At 61.0% G+C, this 17,017-nt stretch carries 13 protein-coding genes; 12 read left to right on the top strand and 1 reads right to left on the bottom strand.

Annotated elements, in window-relative coordinates:
- Positions 1-182: 182 nt before the first annotated feature.
- The 9 genes from Cth01_RS14960 to Cth01_RS14920 all read left to right on the top strand — a co-directional run bounded on the left by Cth01_RS14960 (position 183) and on the right by Cth01_RS14920 (position 12,365).
- Complete coding sequence (locus Cth01_RS14960) at positions 183-1,418, top strand: branched-chain amino acid ABC transporter substrate-binding protein (RefSeq protein WP_034390757.1); 1,236 nt, start codon at positions 183-185, stop codon at positions 1,416-1,418.
- Between the two features lie 230 nt (positions 1,419-1,648).
- Positions 1,649-2,884 carry a branched-chain amino acid ABC transporter substrate-binding protein gene (locus Cth01_RS14955; protein WP_034390755.1) on the top strand — a complete coding sequence of 412 codons (1,236 nt, stop codon included), beginning with the start codon at positions 1,649-1,651 and terminating at the stop codon, positions 2,882-2,884.
- A 103-nt stretch (positions 2,885-2,987) separates the two neighbouring features.
- The gene (locus Cth01_RS14950) at positions 2,988-3,941 is read left to right on the top strand and encodes a branched-chain amino acid ABC transporter permease (RefSeq protein WP_012838916.1); all 954 of its coding nucleotides are present in this window, start codon (positions 2,988-2,990) and stop codon (positions 3,939-3,941) included.
- Positions 3,942-3,944: 3 nt separating this feature from the next.
- Positions 3,945-5,285 carry a branched-chain amino acid ABC transporter permease gene (locus tag Cth01_RS14945; RefSeq protein WP_012838915.1) on the top strand — a complete coding sequence of 447 codons (1,341 nt, stop codon included), beginning with the start codon at positions 3,945-3,947 and terminating at the stop codon, positions 5,283-5,285.
- Positions 5,286-5,288: 3 nt separating this feature from the next.
- Positions 5,289-6,107, top strand: a complete 819-nt coding sequence (locus Cth01_RS14940; protein WP_034358490.1) for an ABC transporter ATP-binding protein — start codon at positions 5,289-5,291, stop codon at positions 6,105-6,107.
- A gap of 1 nt (position 6,108) precedes the next feature.
- On the top strand, positions 6,109-6,804 hold the full coding sequence (locus tag Cth01_RS14935; protein ID WP_003069489.1) for an ABC transporter ATP-binding protein: 696 nt from the start codon (positions 6,109-6,111) through the stop codon (positions 6,802-6,804).
- A gap of 242 nt (positions 6,805-7,046) precedes the next feature.
- A complete protein-coding gene (locus tag Cth01_RS14930; protein ID WP_045839583.1) occupies positions 7,047-9,146 on the top strand; it encodes a 3-hydroxyacyl-CoA dehydrogenase NAD-binding domain-containing protein in 2,100 nt (699 codons plus the stop codon).
- A gap of 45 nt (positions 9,147-9,191) precedes the next feature.
- Positions 9,192-10,367, top strand: a complete 1,176-nt coding sequence (locus Cth01_RS14925) for an acetyl-CoA C-acyltransferase (protein WP_012838912.1) — start codon at positions 9,192-9,194, stop codon at positions 10,365-10,367.
- 138 nt (positions 10,368-10,505) lie between these two features.
- On the top strand, positions 10,506-12,365 hold the full coding sequence (locus Cth01_RS14920) for an acyl-CoA dehydrogenase (protein WP_045839582.1): 1,860 nt from the start codon (positions 10,506-10,508) through the stop codon (positions 12,363-12,365).
- Between the two features lie 60 nt (positions 12,366-12,425).
- Here Cth01_RS14920 and Cth01_RS14915 read toward each other — a convergent pair whose 3' ends face one another.
- Positions 12,426-13,457 (bottom strand): patatin-like phospholipase family protein, encoded by a 1,032-nt coding sequence (locus tag Cth01_RS14915; protein ID WP_034358633.1) that lies wholly within the window; start codon positions 13,455-13,457, stop codon positions 12,426-12,428.
- A gap of 275 nt (positions 13,458-13,732) precedes the next feature.
- Between Cth01_RS14915 and Cth01_RS14910 the strand changes: the two genes are divergently transcribed.
- The 3 genes from Cth01_RS14910 to Cth01_RS14900 all read left to right on the top strand — a co-directional run bounded on the left by Cth01_RS14910 (position 13,733) and on the right by Cth01_RS14900 (position 16,993).
- The gene (locus tag Cth01_RS14910; protein ID WP_052703330.1) at positions 13,733-14,998 is read left to right on the top strand and encodes an MFS transporter; all 1,266 of its coding nucleotides are present in this window, start codon (positions 13,733-13,735) and stop codon (positions 14,996-14,998) included.
- Between the two features lie 176 nt (positions 14,999-15,174).
- Positions 15,175-15,684, top strand: coding sequence for a BON domain-containing protein (locus Cth01_RS14905; protein WP_034358484.1), 510 nt, complete (start codon positions 15,175-15,177; stop codon positions 15,682-15,684).
- Between the two features lie 85 nt (positions 15,685-15,769).
- Positions 15,770-16,993: a PLP-dependent transferase gene (locus tag Cth01_RS14900; RefSeq protein WP_045839581.1), complete on the top strand. Its 1,224-nt coding sequence runs from the start codon at positions 15,770-15,772 to the stop codon at positions 16,991-16,993.
- The last annotated feature ends 24 nt before the right edge of the window (positions 16,994-17,017 follow it).

Genomic DNA, 17,017 nt, shown 5'->3' with positions numbered 1-17,017 from the left:
CTGAATCAGATAAGTCTCTGCATTTTTATAGGCGGGCGCCAGCAGCTATTGTTTTGGGAGCTTCGGCCTGAGGTAAACCCTGCAGTCGCCAAAGTGATATGCGCTAGGGCAACCCCCAAGCCGCAGGCGCTGGCTTGCCCTTTAGTCTGGGCGTCGCTCATAACCACCAACGGAGACGCTCTATGAAGTTTGCAATCAAGGCTTTGACAGCATCGGTGATCCTGGCGTGCGCGGGGAGTGCGATGGCGCAGAAGGGTGAGACCGTCAAGGTCGCCTGGATTGACCCGCTCTCGGGCCTGATGGCAGCGCTGGGATCCAATCAGCTCAAAAGCCTGCAGTACGTGGCCGAGGAAATCAACAAGAGCAGTGCTTCGGGGGTGAAGTTCGAAATCATCGGCATCGACAACAAGCTCAGCCCGCAGGAGACCACGGCCGCGCTGCGCTCGGCCATGGATCAGGGCGTGCGCTATGTGTTCCAGGGCAATGGCTCGGGCCCGGCGCTGGCCATCATGGATGCGCTGGAAAAGCACAATGCGCGCAACAAGGGCAAGGAGGTCGTGTTCCTCAACTATGCGGCGGTGGACCCGGACCTGACCAACAGCAAGTGCAGCTACTGGCATTTCCGCCTCGATGCCGATACCTCCATGAAGATGGAGGCCTTGACCACGTATATGAAGGACGTGCCAGAGGTCAAGAAGGTCTATCTGATCAACCAGAACTACTCGCATGGCCAGCAGGTGTCCAAGTTTGCCAAGGAGATGCTCAAGCGCAAGCGCCCCGATGTGGAAATCGTGGGTGACGACTTCTCTCCTCTGGCCCAGGTGCGCGACTTTGCACCCTATGTGGCCAAGATCAAGCAGTCGGGCGCCGATACGGTGATCACCGGCAACTGGGGCTCGGACCTGGCGCTGCTCATCAAGGCCGCCAATGATGCTGGCCTGAACAACGTCAAGTTCTACACCTATTACGCCATTGCCACGGGCGCGCCCACGGCCATGGGGGCGGCGGCGGCAGGCAAGGTCTATATGGTGGGCTACGGCCACCTGAACATGCCCGGCGCCATGGACAAGATCGTCAAGGGCTTCAAGGCCAAGGTCAACGAGGATATGTACACCGGTACCGTGTACACGGGGCTGAACATGCTCGACCAGGCTTTTGCAAAAGCCAAGACCACCGACCCGGTCAAGGTCGCCGCGACCATGGAGGGCATGAAGTTTCAGAACTACAACGGCGAGGTCGAGATGCGCAAGACCGATCACCAGCTGCAGCAGGGCCTGTACATCGCGCGATGGGAGAAGGCCGGCGGCAAATACCCCATGGACTCGGAGAACACGGGTTATACCTTTGCGCCCGTGAAGTACTTCGAGCCCTATGTGGCCAGCACCCCCACCAGTTGCCAGATGAAACGCCCCTCCTGAGCGGGGGAGGCTGGATCGATATTCGGGGCGCCCTGGTGGCGTCCTTTTTTATTCCCGGGTTTCATTCGCCTGCAAGTGCGAGCAGCTGTCGCACAAGTGTCGCCAACTGCCGCGAATCGGCCTTGGAAGTCGCATGCGTGATAGTTACTAAGGCTTTCCCCAGCGGGAAAAAGTCTACCGACCGGTAGATTGGCGGCAGTCGCTAGCAAAAACAATGAAAGGAGACAAGTATGAAATGGGTTATGCGTGCGGTGGCCCTCTCGGCTATGGCTGTGAGTGCAGGTGGTGCATGGGCTCAGAAGGGTGAAACCGTCAAGGTCGCCTGGATTGATCCCTTGTCGGGTCTGATGGCTGCCGTGGGAACGAATCAGCTCAAGACTTTTCAGCTGCTGGCGGAAGAGTTCAACAAGAAAAATGCCTCGGGCGTGAAGTTCGAGGTCGTGGCGCTGGACAACAAGCTCAGCCCGCAGGAGACCACGGCCGCGCTGCGCTCGGCCATGGATCAGGGCGTGCGCTATGTGACTCAGGGCAATGGCTCGGGACCGGCGCTGGCCATCATGGATGCGCTGGAAAAGCACAACAATCGCAACAAGGGCAAGGAGCTGCTCTATCTGAACTACGCTGCGGTGGATCCCGATCTCACCAACAGCAAGTGCAGCTACTGGCATTTCCGTCTCGATGCCGATACCTCCATGAAGATGGAGGCATTGACCACATTCATGAAGGACGATGCCGAGGTCAAGAAGGTCTATCTGATCAACCAGAACTACGGCCATGGCCAGCAGGTGTCCAAATACGCCAAGGACCTGCTCAAGAAAAAGCGCCCCGATGTGCAGATCGTGGGTGATGACTTCTCTCCTCTGGCCCAGGTGCGCGACTTTGCGCCCTATGTGGCCAAGATCAAGCAGTCTGGGGCCGATACGGTGATCACCGGCAACTGGGGAGCGGATCTGTCGCTGCTGCTCAAGGCTGCCAATGATGCGGGGATGAACAATGTCAAGTTCTATACCTACTATGCCTTCGGTCCTGGGGGGCCCACCGCCATGGGCGCAGCGTCCGAGGGCAAGGTCTATACCGTGACTTATGGGCACTACAACATGGGTGCGCCGATTCAGGCGAGCATGGAAAGCTTCAAGAAGAAGTTCAACGATGACCTGACGCAAAGCTCCATCTACCATGTATTCGCCTTGCTGGATGCAGCTTTTGTCAAGACAGGCTCCACCGACCCGGTCAAGGTTGCGGCGGCACTCGAGGGCATGAAGCTGAAAAGCTTCAACGGCGATGTCGAGATGCGCAAGAGCGACCACCAGTTGCAGCAAGGCCTGTATATCTCCAAGTGGCAGAAGGCTGGCGGCAAGTTCCCCTATGACGCGGAAAACACAGGTTACACCTTCGCCCCCGTGAAGTACTACGAGCCCTATGTGGCCAGCACGCCCACCAGTTGCCAGATGAAGCGTCCGTCCTGAGTCAGGCTCACTCTCCCTCGTGCTGCAGCATCCGTACCCACAAGAACGCATAACAGGTGCAGTGCTGCAGCAGTCTTTTTGCTCATGAGAACAAGGCAAGTCGATGACGCCTGAATTTTTCACCATATCGATGCTCAACGGTGTGAGCTACGGGCTGCTGCTCTTCATGCTCAGCTCAGGCCTGACGCTGATCTTCAGCATGATGGGCGTGCTGAATTTCGCTCACACCAGTTTCTACATGCTGGGTGCGTACTTCGCATACACGCTCAGCGGCATCATCGGGTTCTGGCCCGCGCTCTTTCTCTGCCCCGTGCTGGTGGGCGTGCTGGGGGCGCTGTTCGAGCGCTACAGCCTGCGCCGCGTGCACAAATATGGCCATGTGCCCGAGTTGCTGGTGACTTTTGGCCTGTCCTATCTGATTCTCGAGGTGGTGCAGCTGGTATGGGGGCGGGGCACTGTGCCTTATGCGCTGCCGTCGGCGCTGCAGGGGCCGCTGTTTACCTTGTATGGCACACAGTTCCCCAAGTCGCGCTCCTTTGTGATGCTGGTGGCGCTGCTGATGCTGGTGGCCGTCTGGCTGCTGCTGACGCGCACACGCATCGGCCTGGTGATTCAGGCCGCGCTCAAGAACCCCGAAATGGTGGAGGCGCTGGGCCACAACGTGCCGCGTGTCTTCATGCTGGTGTTTGGCGGTGGCTGCGCGCTGGCCGGCCTGGCCGGCGTGATCGGCGGCAACACCTATGTGACCGAGCCAGCCATGGCGGCCTCCGTGGGCTCCATCATTTTCGTGGTGGTGGTGGTCGGCGGCATGGGTTCGCTGGCCGGGGCTTTCGTGGCCTCGCTGCTGATCGGTGTGGTGCAGACCTTTGCCGTGGCGCTGGACTGGTCTCTGGCCGGCCTGTTTACCTCCATGGGCCATCAGGTCAATGAGTCCACCTTCGGCTGGCCCGTGCTGCGGCTGACGCTGTCGCAGGTCGCGCCGATCCTGCCTTACCTGTTCCTGGTGCTGATTCTGATCTTCCGCCCCAAGGGCTTGCTGGGTACCAGAGGGGATTGAGCCATGTCTTCGATTGCAAAAACATCCATGAATTCTTCTGCTGCCGACAAAGCTCGGTCCCAGGGACATTACCGCTTCAAGCCCTTGAACATAGGGCGAATTCTGGTCTGGGGCCTGTTTGCGCTGGCGCTGATCGTGGCACCGCTGATCTTCACCAGCTCGCTGGCTCTGACCATGCTCAGCCAGATCGGCTATCTGATCATCATCTGCCTGTCCTACAACATCCTGCTGGGGCAGGGCGGCATGCTGAGCTTCGGTCATGCGGTCTATACCGGCCTGGGGTCGTTTCTGGCCATTCATGCCATGAACAAGGCTGCTGCAGGCGAGATGGCAATTCCGCTGGTGCTGATTCCCGTTGTGGGTGGCCTGGCGGGCATGTTCTTCGCTGCGCTTTTCGGCTATGTGACGACCAAGAAATCCGGCACCACCTTTGCCATGATCACCATGGGTCTAGGTGAGCTGGTGGCATCCATGGCGCTGATGTTTCCCGAGTTCTTCGGCGGCGAGGGCGGCATCACCACGGACCGGGTCTACAGCAAGTTCTTCGGGCTGGATTTCGGCTCGGGCCTGCAGGTGTACTACCTGATTGCCGTGTATTGCTTTGTCTGCACGGCTGCCATGTTTGCCTTCACTGGCACGCCGCTGGGACGCATGCTGAACGCCGTGCGCGACAACCCCGAGCGTGTCGAGTTCGTGGGCTACAACACCCAGCGCGTGCGCTACTTCGCTTTCATCATTGCAGGCTTTTTTGCCGGCATTGGTGGCGGGTTGACGGCCATCAATTTCGAGATCATCACGGCCATGGATAGCGTCAGCGTGGTGCGCTCGGGAGGCTATCTGCTGTTCACCTTCCTGGGCGGTGCCACCTTCTTCTTCGGCCCCATCATCGGTGCCGTGCTGCTGGTGCTGGCATCGGTGCTGCTGTCTGAGCTGACCAAGGCCTGGCTGCTGTATCTGGGCCTGGTGTTCCTGCTCATGGTCATGTATGCCCCTGGCGGTGTGGCCAGCTTGATCATGATGAATCTGCGTGTGGCCAAGTTCGGGCATTTCAAGCGCCTGCTGATGCCCTATCTGGGCATTCTGGCGGCGGGCATCGTGACGGTGATCGGTGCCGCCTCGCTGATCGAGATGATCTATCACATGCAGCTCAATGCGGCTCTGGGGCCCAAGGTGCCGTTCATGGGAACCGAGCTGGACACCAGTGCTGCTGCCACCTGGACAGTGGCAATTGTGGTGTTCGTGGTGGGCCTGGGCCTGCTGGAGGGCGTGCGCCGACTGACGGCCCGTCGCTGGGGCCGCATACAGGAAGCGATCGAAGAAAGCATCAAGAAAGGGGAGGGCTGAACCATGTCCAGCATCGCCATCCATCAACCGGCTGCGCAAGCTGTGCAGCAGTCTGCTCATGCGCTGGAGCTGCGCGATCTGCGCAAAAGCTTCGGCAAGACAGAAATCATTCGCGGCGCCAATCTGGCGGTCAATGCGGGCGAGCGCGTCGCCATCATCGGCCCCAACGGTGCGGGCAAGAGCACGTTGTTCAATCTGATCAGCGGCCGCTTCGAGCCCAGCAGTGGCGAGGTGCTGCTGCACGGCCAGCGCATTGACGGCAAAAAGCCTTTCGAGATCAATCGCATGGGGCTGTCGCGCAGCTTTCAGATCACGAATATCTTTCCCAAGCTTTCGGTGTTTGAAAACCTGCGCTGCAGCGTGCTCTGGAGCCTGGGCTACCGCTACAGCTTCTGGCGTTTTCTCTCCAATTTGCACGACGCCAACGAACGTGCCAACGAGCTGATGGAGATGATCGGCCTGCACCGCAAGCGCGACACGCTCGCGGTGAACCTGACCTATGCCGAGCAGCGCGCTCTGGAGATCGGTATCACCATCGGCGGCGGTGCCAGCGTCATCTTGCTGGACGAACCCACGGCAGGCATGAGCAACAGCGAAACCGCACATTTCATACAGCTGATCAAGAAAGTCACCGAAGGCAAGACGCTGCTGACCGTGGAGCACGACATGGGCGTGGTCTTCGGGCTGGCGGACAAGATTGCCGTGGTGGTCTATGGCGAGGTCATCGCCTATGACACGCCCGAAGCCGTGCGTGCCAACGCCAGAGTGCAAGAAGCATATCTGGGATCTTCCGTCGCAGACCAACAAGCAGGAGCGCATTGAGATGCTGAAGATCAACGATTTGCATGCCTACTACGGCAAAAGCCATGTGCTGCATGGCGTGGACTTCGAGGTCCATGCCGGCGAGATCGTGGCCTTGCTGGGGCGCAACGGCTCGGGCCGCTCCACCACAGCCAAGGCCATCATGGGACTGGTGCACTGGGAGGGGGCACTGGACTGGAAAGGCAAGAACCTGCATGGCAAGAAAGCCTACGAGGTGGCCCACCTGGGTATCGGCTATGTGCCCGAAAGCCGCGATGTCTTCCCCAATTTGACCGTGCATCAGAACCTGATGCTGGGCCAGAAAGGCAAGGGCAAAGGCAGTCGCTGGGGTTTTGACGACATGTATGCCATGTTTCCCCGCCTCAAGGAGCGTCAGCACACCGAGGCCGGCGTGATGTCGGGCGGCGAGCAGCAGATGCTCACGCTCTGCCGCACGCTGATGGGTGACCCGGATCTCATCATCATCGACGAACCCACGGAAGGGCTGGCACCCAAGATCGTGGAGCTGGTGGGTGAATACCTCAAGAAGATCAAGGATCGTGGCGTGTCCGTGCTGCTGATCGAGCAAAAGCTGACCATCGCCATGAATATCTCGGACCGGGCGCTTGTCATGGGCCATGGGCATATTGTTTTTGACGGAACTCCCGAAACCCTCAGAGCGAACGAAAAGGTTCGCAAGGAGTGGCTGGAGGTTTGAGCTGGCATACCTCTTGAGCGGCTTTGCCGCTTCCCCCTCTCTCGCTTTGCGGGAGGGGGACAACATCCTTGCTGCGCGGCGGTGGGGCCGCCCAGGCCCTTGCTTGCTGTCTCTGACATGAGGTGCGCTCATTCTGTGAGCTGTCTCGCTCAGGACAAGCATCAGTTGCGCAACGCAGCAAAATTCGGAAAATAAAAAACGCACGACCGTTCTTTTCTATTTATTGAACAGGGGACAACAGCATGACTGCTGAATACAAAGTGGACGGAGCCATCGCCGTCATTACCTTGAACAACCCGCCGGTCAACGGCCTGGGTCTGGCCACCAGACGAGGTGTGGTTGAGGGTTTGCGCCAGGCTCTGGCGGATGACGCCGTCAAGGCCATCGTCATTACTGGCGCCGGTAAGGCCTTCTCGGGCGGAGCCGATATCACCGAGTTCGGCCAGGAAGATGCCTACCGCGAGCCGCATCTGATTTCGGTCATCCAGCAACTGGACCTGTCGACCAAGCCTGTGATCGCCGCGATCCACAGCGTCTGCATGGGGGGCGGGCTGGAGTTGGCGCTGGGCTGCCATTACCGCATTGCGGCTCCCGGCACGGCCGTGGCGCTGCCCGAGGTCAAGCTGGGCCTTCTGCCAGGCGCCGGCGGCACCCAGCGCCTGCCGCGCGTACTGGGTGTGGAAGCCGCACTCAATATGATTGTCAGCGGCGAGACCGTGATGAGCGAAATGCTGGCCATGCTGCCTGGCCAGAAGCTGTTCAGCAAGATGTCTGCTTCGGCCGAGACGCTGCTGGCCGAGGCCAAGGCCTTGGCGCTGGAGGTCGCCGATGTCCGCCCGCTGCCGCGTGTGCGCGATCTGTCCTGCAAGCATCCCCAGGGCGAGGCCTATTTCGAGTTCGCCGCCACCATGGTGCAGGGCATGTCCAAGAACTTCCCAGCGCCGCTGCGCTGCCTGGAAGCCGTCAAGAATGCCACGACCAAGAAATTCGACGATGGCATGGTGGCTGAGCGCGAAGCCTTCATGCAACTGATGATGACGCCCGAGTCGCGTTCGCTGCGTCATCTGTTCATGGCCGAGCGTGCCGCCTCCAAGATCCCCGACGTGCCTGGCGATACACCGGTGCGCGAGATCCGGACCGTGGGTGTGATCGGTGCCGGCACCATGGGCGGCGGCATTTCCATGAACTTCCTCAATGCGGGCATTCCCGTCACGATTCTGGAGACCAAGCAGGAAGCCCTGGATCGCGGCGTGGCGACCATCCGCAAGAACTACGAGGCCCAGGTCAAAAAGGGCAAGCTCTCCGAGCAGAAGTACGAGCAGCGCATGGCGTTGCTCAGCACCACGCTCAACTATGGCGATCTGAAGAATGCCGACCTCATCATCGAGGCCGTGTTCGAGGAGCTGGGCGTGAAGGAGCAGGTCTTCAAGCAGCTCGATGAAGTGGCCAAGCCTGGCGCGATTCTGGCGTCCAACACTTCGACCCTGGATGTGGACAAGATCGCCGCCTTCACCAAGCGTCCGCAGGACGTGGTGGGCATGCATTTCTTCAGTCCCGCCAATGTGATGAAGCTGCTGGAAGTGGTGCGCGGCAAGGCCACGGCCAAGGATGTGCTGGCCACGGTGATGAAGGTGGGCAAGAAGATCAAGAAGACGGCCGTGGTCTCCGGCGTCTGCGACGGCTTCATCGGCAATCGCATGATCGAGCAGTACTCCCGCCAGGCCGGCTTCCTGCTGGACGAAGGTGCATCGCCACAGCAGGTGGACAAGGCCATCGAGAAGTTCGGCTTTGCCATGGGCCCGTTCCGCATGGGTGATCTGGCGGGTAACGATATCGGCTGGGCCATCCGCAAGCGTCGCTATGTCGAGAAGCCCGATATGAAGTACAGCGCCAGTGCGGACCGTCTGTGCGAGCTGGGTCGCTTCGGCCAGAAGACCGGTGCAGGCTGGTATGACTATGTGCCCGGCAAGCGCGATGCCATTCCTTCGGAGGTGGTGGCCAAGATGATCGACGAGCATCGCAAGAGCCTGGGTATCACGCCGCGCAAGATCTCCGACGAGGAAATCGTGCAGCGCCTGGTCTATGCGCTGGTCAACGAAGGCGCTCAGATTCTGGAAGATGGTATTGCCAGCAAGTCCGGCGATATCGACATGGTGTATCTGACCGGTTATGGCTTTCCGCTGTGGCGCGGCGGCCCCATGCACTATGCGGGCGAGGTCGGCCTGTTCAACGTGGTTCAGGCCATGGGCCGCTTTGCCCAGAACCCGAATGACGATGCCAAGTTCTGGCAGCCCGCGCCGTTGCTGGCCAAGCTGGCCACCGAAGGCAAGCAGTTCAGCTAGGCGCGGACGATTTGCCACGAAACACCCAGAATCAAAGGACAGAACATGACATCCGCAGTGATTGTTTCTACCGCGCGCACTCCGCTGGCCAAGAGCTGGAAGGGCGCTTTCAACATGACTTACGGCCCCACCATGGGCGCCCACGCCGTCAAGGCGGCCGTGGAGCGCGCAGGCATTGAGGGCGCCGAGGTCGAGGACGTGATCATGGGCATGTCCCTGCCCGAAGGCACGACAGGCGGCAACGTCGCCCGTCTGATTGCCATCCGTGCAGGCCTGCCGGTCACGACATCGGGGCTGACCATCAACCGCTTCTGTTCCTCGGGACTGCAGGCGATCGCGCTGGCCTCCCAGCGCATCATTGCGGGCGAGAACGATGTGCTGGTGGCGGGCGGCCTGGAGAGCATCTCCTGCGTGCAGCCCCACCTGAATCCGCATATGGCCTTCGATCCCGAGCTGACGGCCATGAAGCCCGAGATCTACTGGAATATGCTGCAGACTGCCGAGCAGGTTGCCAAGCGCTACAACATCAGCCGCGATGCCCAGGATGAGTACGGCGCCTCCAGCCAGCAGAAAGCGGCTGCGGCACAGGCGGCCGGTCTGTTCGAAGCGGAAATCGCCCCCATGAAGACCGTCATGGGCGTGGCCGACAAGGTGCGCGGACTGATCACCAAGGAGGTGACCGTCAGCAAGGATGAGGGCATTCGCGAGGGAACGACCAAGGAAGGCATCAGCGGCCTGCGCAGCGCGCTGCCCGGCGGCGTAGTCACAGCCGGCAATGCCAGCCAGTTCTCCGACGGCGCCGGTGCCTGCGCCATAGTCAGCGAAGCCTATGCATCGCGCAAGGGTCTGCAGCCCCTGGGTCGCTTCCTGGGCTTTGCCGTGGCTGGCTGCGAGCCCGACGAAATGGGCATCGGCCCCATCTATGCCATTCCCAAGGTACTCAAGAAGCTGGGTCTGTCGATCAATGACATCGACCTCTGGGAGCTCAACGAAGCCTTTGCCGTGCAGGTCATCTACTGCCGCGACAAGCTGGGTATTCCGGCCGACCGCCTCAACGTCAACGGCGGCGCGATTGCCGTGGGTCACCCCTATGGCGTCTCGGGCCAGCGCCTGACGGGCCATGCACTGATCGAAGGCAAGCGCCGTGGTGCCAAGCGCGTCTGCGTGACCATGTGCATTGGTGGCGGTATGGGCGCAGCGGGCGTGTTTGAAGTGCTGTAAGCACGGCTTCAGCCAAGCCGCCTTCTGGCCACCTTGGGGTAGGGGCTGGAGGCGGCTTTTTTCTCCTCTGGATATATGAAATTGATAGCTTCAAGCGCTTTACCCATAAGCGATGAAGCCTGCTTTGATAGGTAATCTATGCGCCTGCGTTCCACCATTGACTTTCTGCTCTACGACTGGCTGCAGGCCGAAGGCCTGACCAGCCGTCCCCGCTTTGCCGATCATTCGCGTGATACTTTCGATGCGGTGATGGATACCTGCGAGCGCATCGCGCGCGAGAAATATGCGCCCTTCAACCGCACGGTCGACTTGCAGGAGCCGCAGTTCGATGGCGAGAAGGTCATCCTGCCTCAATGCACCTACGAAGCCCGCGAGGCCTATGCCGAATCGGGCATGCTTAGCGCGGCCCAGGACTACGAGATGGGCGGCATGCAGCTGCCCTATACCGTGGAGGCGGCGGCCAACTGCTTTTTCGCGGCGGCCTCGATCAGCATCGGCTCGAACATGCTGACCTCGGGCAATGCCAACGCCATCATGGCCCATGGCAGCGAGCGGCAGAAAAAAGTCTTTGCCGCCAATGAGTTCAATGGTCGCTGGGCCGGCACCATGGCCTTGTCCGAGCCGCAGGCGGGCTCGTCGCTGTCGGACATCGCCACGCGCGCGGAACCCGATGGCATCGAGCATGAGAGTGACGCGCTGGGGCCGCGCTATCGGCTCAAGGGCAACAAGATGTGGATCAGCTCGGGCGACCACGAAATGACCGAGAACATCGTGCATCTGGTGCTGGCCAAGATTCCCGGTGCCGATGGCAAGACCATTGCCGGCGTGAAGGGCATTTCGCTGTTCATCGTGCCCAAAAAGCTGGTCGATGCCGAAGGCCGGCTGACCGGCGAGCGCAACGATGTGGCCCTGGCAGGCCTCAACCACAAGCTGGGCTGGCGGGGCACGACCAATACCTTGCTCAATTTCGGCGAGGGCAAATACCCTGTGCGCGGTCAGCATGGTGGCGGCCTGGACGGCCGCGGCGCGGGTGCGATCGGCTATCTGGTCGGCAAGCCCGGCGAGGGCCTCAAATGCATGTTCCACATGATGAACGAGGCGCGCATTTCCATCGGCATGGCGGCCTCCATGCTGGGCATGGCCGGCTATCACGCCAGTCTCGAATATGCGCAAAGCCGCCCACAGGGCAGGCCCATAGGCGAGGGTGGCAAGGATGCGAGCAAGCCGCAGTCGCGCATCATCGAGCATGCCGACGTCAAACGCATGCTGCTGGCGCAGAAGGCCTATTGCGAAGGTGCGCTGGCCTTGAACCTGCTGTGCGCCAGATTGGTGGACGAGCAGTACACGGGCGAAGCACAGCAGGCAGCAGAAGCCAGGCTGCTGCTGGAGGTGCTGACGCCGGTGGCCAAGAGCTGGCCCAGCGAGTTCTGCCTGGAGGCCAATTCGCTGGCCATCCAGATCCATGGCGGCTATGGCTATACGCGCGATTTCGCGGTCGAGCAGTACTGGCGCGACAACCGCCTGAACATGATTCACGAGGGCACGCACGGCATACAGGCCATGGACCTGCTGGGCCGCAAGGTCGTCATGGATGGCGGCAAGGGGCTGCAACTGCTGGCTGCACGCATCAATGCCACCATCCAGCGTGCCATGCAGCATGAGAAGCTGGGCACCTATGCCAACCAGCTGGCGCGCGCGCTGGCCGATGTTGGATCAACCACCAAGGCGGCCTGGGCCACGGGCAATCCGCAGGAGGCACTGGCCAATGCCGTGCCCTATATGCAGGCCTTCGGTCATCTGGTGCTGGCCTGGATCTGGCTGGATGTGGCGCTGGCCGTACTGGCCATGGACAAGGATCTGGCAATTGCCGCCCACCGCGGCAGCATGGCCGCGCAGCGCTACTTCTTCCATTACGAGCTGCCGCGTATCGGCGCCTGGCTGCAGGTGGTCAAGGCGCGCGACATGACCTGTGCAGGGATGGAGGAAGAGGCGTTCTGAGCCTCGCAGCGCTGCAAAAAGGCCCGCGTCAGCGGGCCTTTTTCATGGAGCAGGTTCAGCTCAGGGCTTTTCGCAGTTGCCGCTCATACCCACCATGCCGGACAGCTTTTGAAGGCTGGAGCGCTGTTTCAGGCAGTCCTGATAGCTGGCTTCGGCGGCTTTCTGCTGTGCTATTTGAGTGGCTTTGGTGCGTTCGGCGCGCAGCTGGGCGATGCGTTCGCGAATCTGTGGCATCAGTGCGGTGGCGGCCTTCTCGCCTTCCACAATCGCATGGCTGCGCTGCGCGAAGTCGGCCGGGCCGATGTCCAGCACCTTCGGACGAATGATGATGTCGGCACGCGCCAGCTCGGCCTGGCCCAGCTTCTGACCCATGATGGCAATCGACTGATTGAGCGCTCCCAGCATATTGGCGGGGGTCTTGCCGCTGGCCTTGTTGGAGATGTCCACGGCGATCACGATGTCGGCCCCCAGATTGCGCACGGCATCCACCGGCACGGGGCTGACAATGCCGCCGTCCACATAGTGGTGCTTGCCGATGGTGACGGGCTGGAACACGCCGGGCACGCTGCTGGAGGCGCGCACGGCCTGGCCTACATTGCCACGTGCGAACACGGTGCGTTCACCGTCTTCCAGGCGCGTGGAAACCGCAACAAAAGGCTTGGCCATCTGCTCCAGTGGTTTGCGGCGGACTTGTTCATTCACATAGTCCTCAAGCTTCTGGCCGAGCACCAGGCCGCCAGCGGACAGCTGCAGGTCGCGGATCTTGGCTTCGTCCAGCGCCACGGCTTTTTCCTGCAGCTCAAAGGCGTTCATGCCGCTTGCATAGAGCGCACCCACCACGCTGCCGGCGCTGGTGCCTGCCACGAACGAGGGCGTGAGGCCATTGGCCTCGAGCATCTTGATGACGCCGATATGGGCAAAGCCCTTGGCCGCACCGCCGCCCAGCGCCAGGCCGATCTTGATCGGAGGGGCTGATGTGGTGGTCGAGAGGGTCTCAGGAGTCGCAGCGGGGCTGGGGGGATTGCTGCCGCAGGCAGCAAGGCCAAGCAGACTCAAACAGACCAAGGGGCGCAAAAAAGCATTCAGGCACATGCCGGGAAATCCTGCTGTCATTAGGGCGCAAAGTATAGCGACGGGTGTTTGAACCGTTGACGTACTGGTTTTGGTCGTCAAAAAGCATAGCTTCCTGTGTTTGATAGCAAATAGTTTGAGACATGTATCCTTTGTTTGGCCTATGCGTGCCGATGCGACTCTGCAGACAATGTTCTCATCACAAGCAAGTGGCTGGCCCGCTTTGACGGCGCGGCAGGATGAACACCTGTCCGCTCTGTCCCTGTCGCAGGCCCGGCCCGATCAAGAGGCAGCAAATGTCGCAAAGCAATACATGGCAGGCCGGTGCCACAACGGCACAGGCCTCGGTCTGGTGGGTGGGCTTCGGCCTGGTGGTGGGAGTGCTGGGGGCGGCGCTGATCAGCCCTCTTTATGCGCTCTATCAGCAAGCCTGGCAGTTGCGGCCCAGCGATATCTCGTTGATCTATGTGCTCTATATGTGCGGTGGCCTGTGCGCCCTGCTGTTTCTGGGGCGTCTGCCCGACCGCATCGGCTTTCAGCGCGTGATGCTGTGTTTCCTGTGTCTGACGCTGGCAGGCACTCTGATCTCCATGCTGGCCTGGAATCTGCCCAGCCTGATCGTCGGGCGCTTCATGGTGGGGGTGTCATCAAGCCTCATCACCATCAGCGCCACCACGGGCCTGACACTGCTGGCTGCCAGCGCAAGCACCGGTCTGCAGCCGCAGCGCGTGGCCATGGTGGCCAGCTTTCTCAATGTGCTGGGCTTTGGTCTGGGGCCCTTGATCGGTGGCGTGGCGGGGCAGTGGCTGCCTCAGCCCTTGACGACGGCCTATCTGGTGCCGCTGGTGCTGGGCTGCATCGGTGTGGCAGGCGTTGTCACGCTCAAGCTGCCGGAGTCGGTGCAGCGGGATGCGGGCCAGCTGGGACAGGCCCCCGAACGTCTGCACTGGCGGGACTGTCTGCCGCGGCTGACATGGCCTGTGCGCGAGGATTCCCTGGCCTTTGCACTGACCTGTGGCTATCCGTTCGTGGCGTTCGGTGTATTCGGGCTGTACGCCTCCATGGCACCGCTGTTTCTGCAGCAGATGATTCCCTGGAGCGGCCCTATGGTCAGCGGTACGGCCATTGCCGTGATTTTGCTCGTCTCTGCAGGCATTCAGCTGGTGGCTGCCAGCCTGCCGCTGCACCGCTGCGGCTTTGCCGGCATGGCGCTGCTGGTGCTCAGCAACGGCATGCTGTTGCTGAATCTGCAACTGCAATCAACGCTGCTGTTCATCTTGGGCGTGGGCTTGACAGCACTGGGGCATGGCATGTGCATGCTGGCCGGCATGACCATGGTGGGCCGTCTTGCCAGGCCCGACAACCGGGCAGGCATGTTGTCTACCTATCAGACCATCGGTTTGCTTGGCTCCATGTTGCCCATGATGGCAGTGGGCTGGATTGCCGACCACTGGAGCATCAAGCTGGCCGTGAGCCCGTTTGCCTGCTTTGTCATGCTGTTGGCTACCCTGCTGGGCTTGGCATTTGCGCGTCATCCGCGCATGCAAGGGGTTGCGGATTAGCGCATGGCTTGCATAGAGTTTCTGTAAATTACAGAAGAGAACACTTATTAGTTAAATGTCACAAATTCGGACAAATTTGTCCTACAGGGATGCGGGAAAAGTTCGTATCCGAGCCAAAATGGTGGCTCGTTACAGTTGACCGTCATGTTTTTGCAAGCATTAAGGGAGAAATCGATATGACCACTATGTTCAAGCGTTCCGCTCAAGTTCTGGCCATTACCGCCTTGGCCTTTGGCTTGGCTGCCTGCGGCAAGTCCGACGACAACAAGACCGCTGGCCAGAAGCTCGATTCCGCCATTTCCCAGACCGAGAAGGCTGCGGAAAATGCTGGCAGCAAGATTGAAGAAGGTACGGCCAAGGCCGGCGATGCAGCTGCCGATGCATTGGCCAAGGCTGGTGAAGCTACCGGTGCCGCCATGGAAAAGGCTGGCAACAAGATGGAGGAAGGTGCTGCCAAGGCGGGTGCTGCCCTCGATGACGCTGGCATCACCGCTGCCGTCAAGACCGATTTCATCAAGGCCCCGGAAATCAGCGCTCTGCAGATCAATGTGGATACCAAGGGCGGCGTAGTGACCTTGACCGGCAACGTGCCCAGCGAAGCCGTCAAGACCCAGGCCGGCGATATCGCCAAGGCTGCCAAGGGCGTGACCTCGGTCAACAACAATCTGACCGTGAAGGCTGGCTGATACTCCTGGGCCGGCCACCTCGCATGAAGCCAGAGCGCGCAAGCCCTCTGGCTTTTTTGTGGCTGCATGGCACTAAGATCAGGGCATGACCCAAGCCGACCACAAGCTTTCCACCCATCTGATCCATCATCCCTACAAGCCTCCCACGGACTTCGAAGGCCCGCAGCTTGCCGTGCACAAGGCCTCGACCGTGTACTTCGAGAATGTGCAGGCCATGCGCGAGCGCCGCTGGCTGGACAAGAGCAGCTACACCTACGGTCTGCATGGCACGCCAACGACCTACGCCCTGGAAGAACGTCTGGCATCGCTGGAGGGCGGTCTGCAATGCCTGTTGGTACCCAGCGGTCTGGCCGCGATTGCCACGGTGTCGCTGGCGCTGCTCAGGACGGGCGACGAGGTGCTGGTGCCCGATAACGCATACGGTCCCAACAAGACGCTGACCGAGGGCGAGCTGGCCCATTTCGGCATTCGCCATCAGTACTACGACCCCATGTGCGTCGAAGACCTGGCGGCCAAGATTACTCCGGCCACCAAGCTGGTCTGGCTGGAGGCTCCTGGCTCGGTAACCATGGAGTTCCCCGATCTCGTCGAGCAGGTGCGCCTGTGCCGGGTCAGGGGCGTGACCATGGTGCTGGACAACACCTGGGGCGCGGGTCTGGCTTTCCGTCCCTTCGACCTGCTGGGCGATGGCAGCCTGGGCGTCGATGTCACGGTCCATGCCCTGACCAAATACCCCAGCGGCGGCGGTGATGTGCTGATGGGCAGCATCATCACGCGCAACCAGCCCCTGCATATGCGCATCAAGCTCGCGCACATGCGCCTGGGTCTGGGCGTGAGCGGCAACGACGCCGAAGCCGTGCTGCGCAGCCTGCCCAGCATCGGCCTGCGCTATCACGCGCAGGATCGCTCGGCACGCCAGCTGGCGCAGTGGCTGGCCACCCAGAGTGCCGTGGCGCAGGTGCTGCACCCCGCCATGCCTGATGCCCCGGGCCATGCTTGCTGGAAGCAGCTGTGCGGACAAGGGCAGGGCCAGGATGGCGTGGCCGCCGGTCTGTTCAGCGTGGTCATCGACGAGCGCTTCGACCAGGCAGCCGTCGATCGCTTCTGTGACAGCCTGCGCCTGTTCAAGCTGGGCTACAGCTGGGGCGGGCCTGTGAGCCTGGTTGTACCCTATGAGCTGCCCGAGATGCGCAGCCGTGCCACACCCCACATCAAGGCGGGCACTGTGGTGCGCTTTGCCATCGGCCTTGAGGATACTAGCGATCTGCAGGCCGACCTGGCCCAGGCCCTGCTCAGGGCCTTTGGTTGAAGCTATTTAAATAGGAGCTGGAAG

This window comes from Comamonas thiooxydans, from assembly GCF_000964545.1.
Classification (GTDB): domain Bacteria; phylum Pseudomonadota; class Gammaproteobacteria; order Burkholderiales; family Burkholderiaceae_C; genus Comamonas; species Comamonas thiooxydans.
Note: the sequence above shows the minus strand (reverse complement) of the source record. Positions and strands in the feature narration are given on the sequence as shown.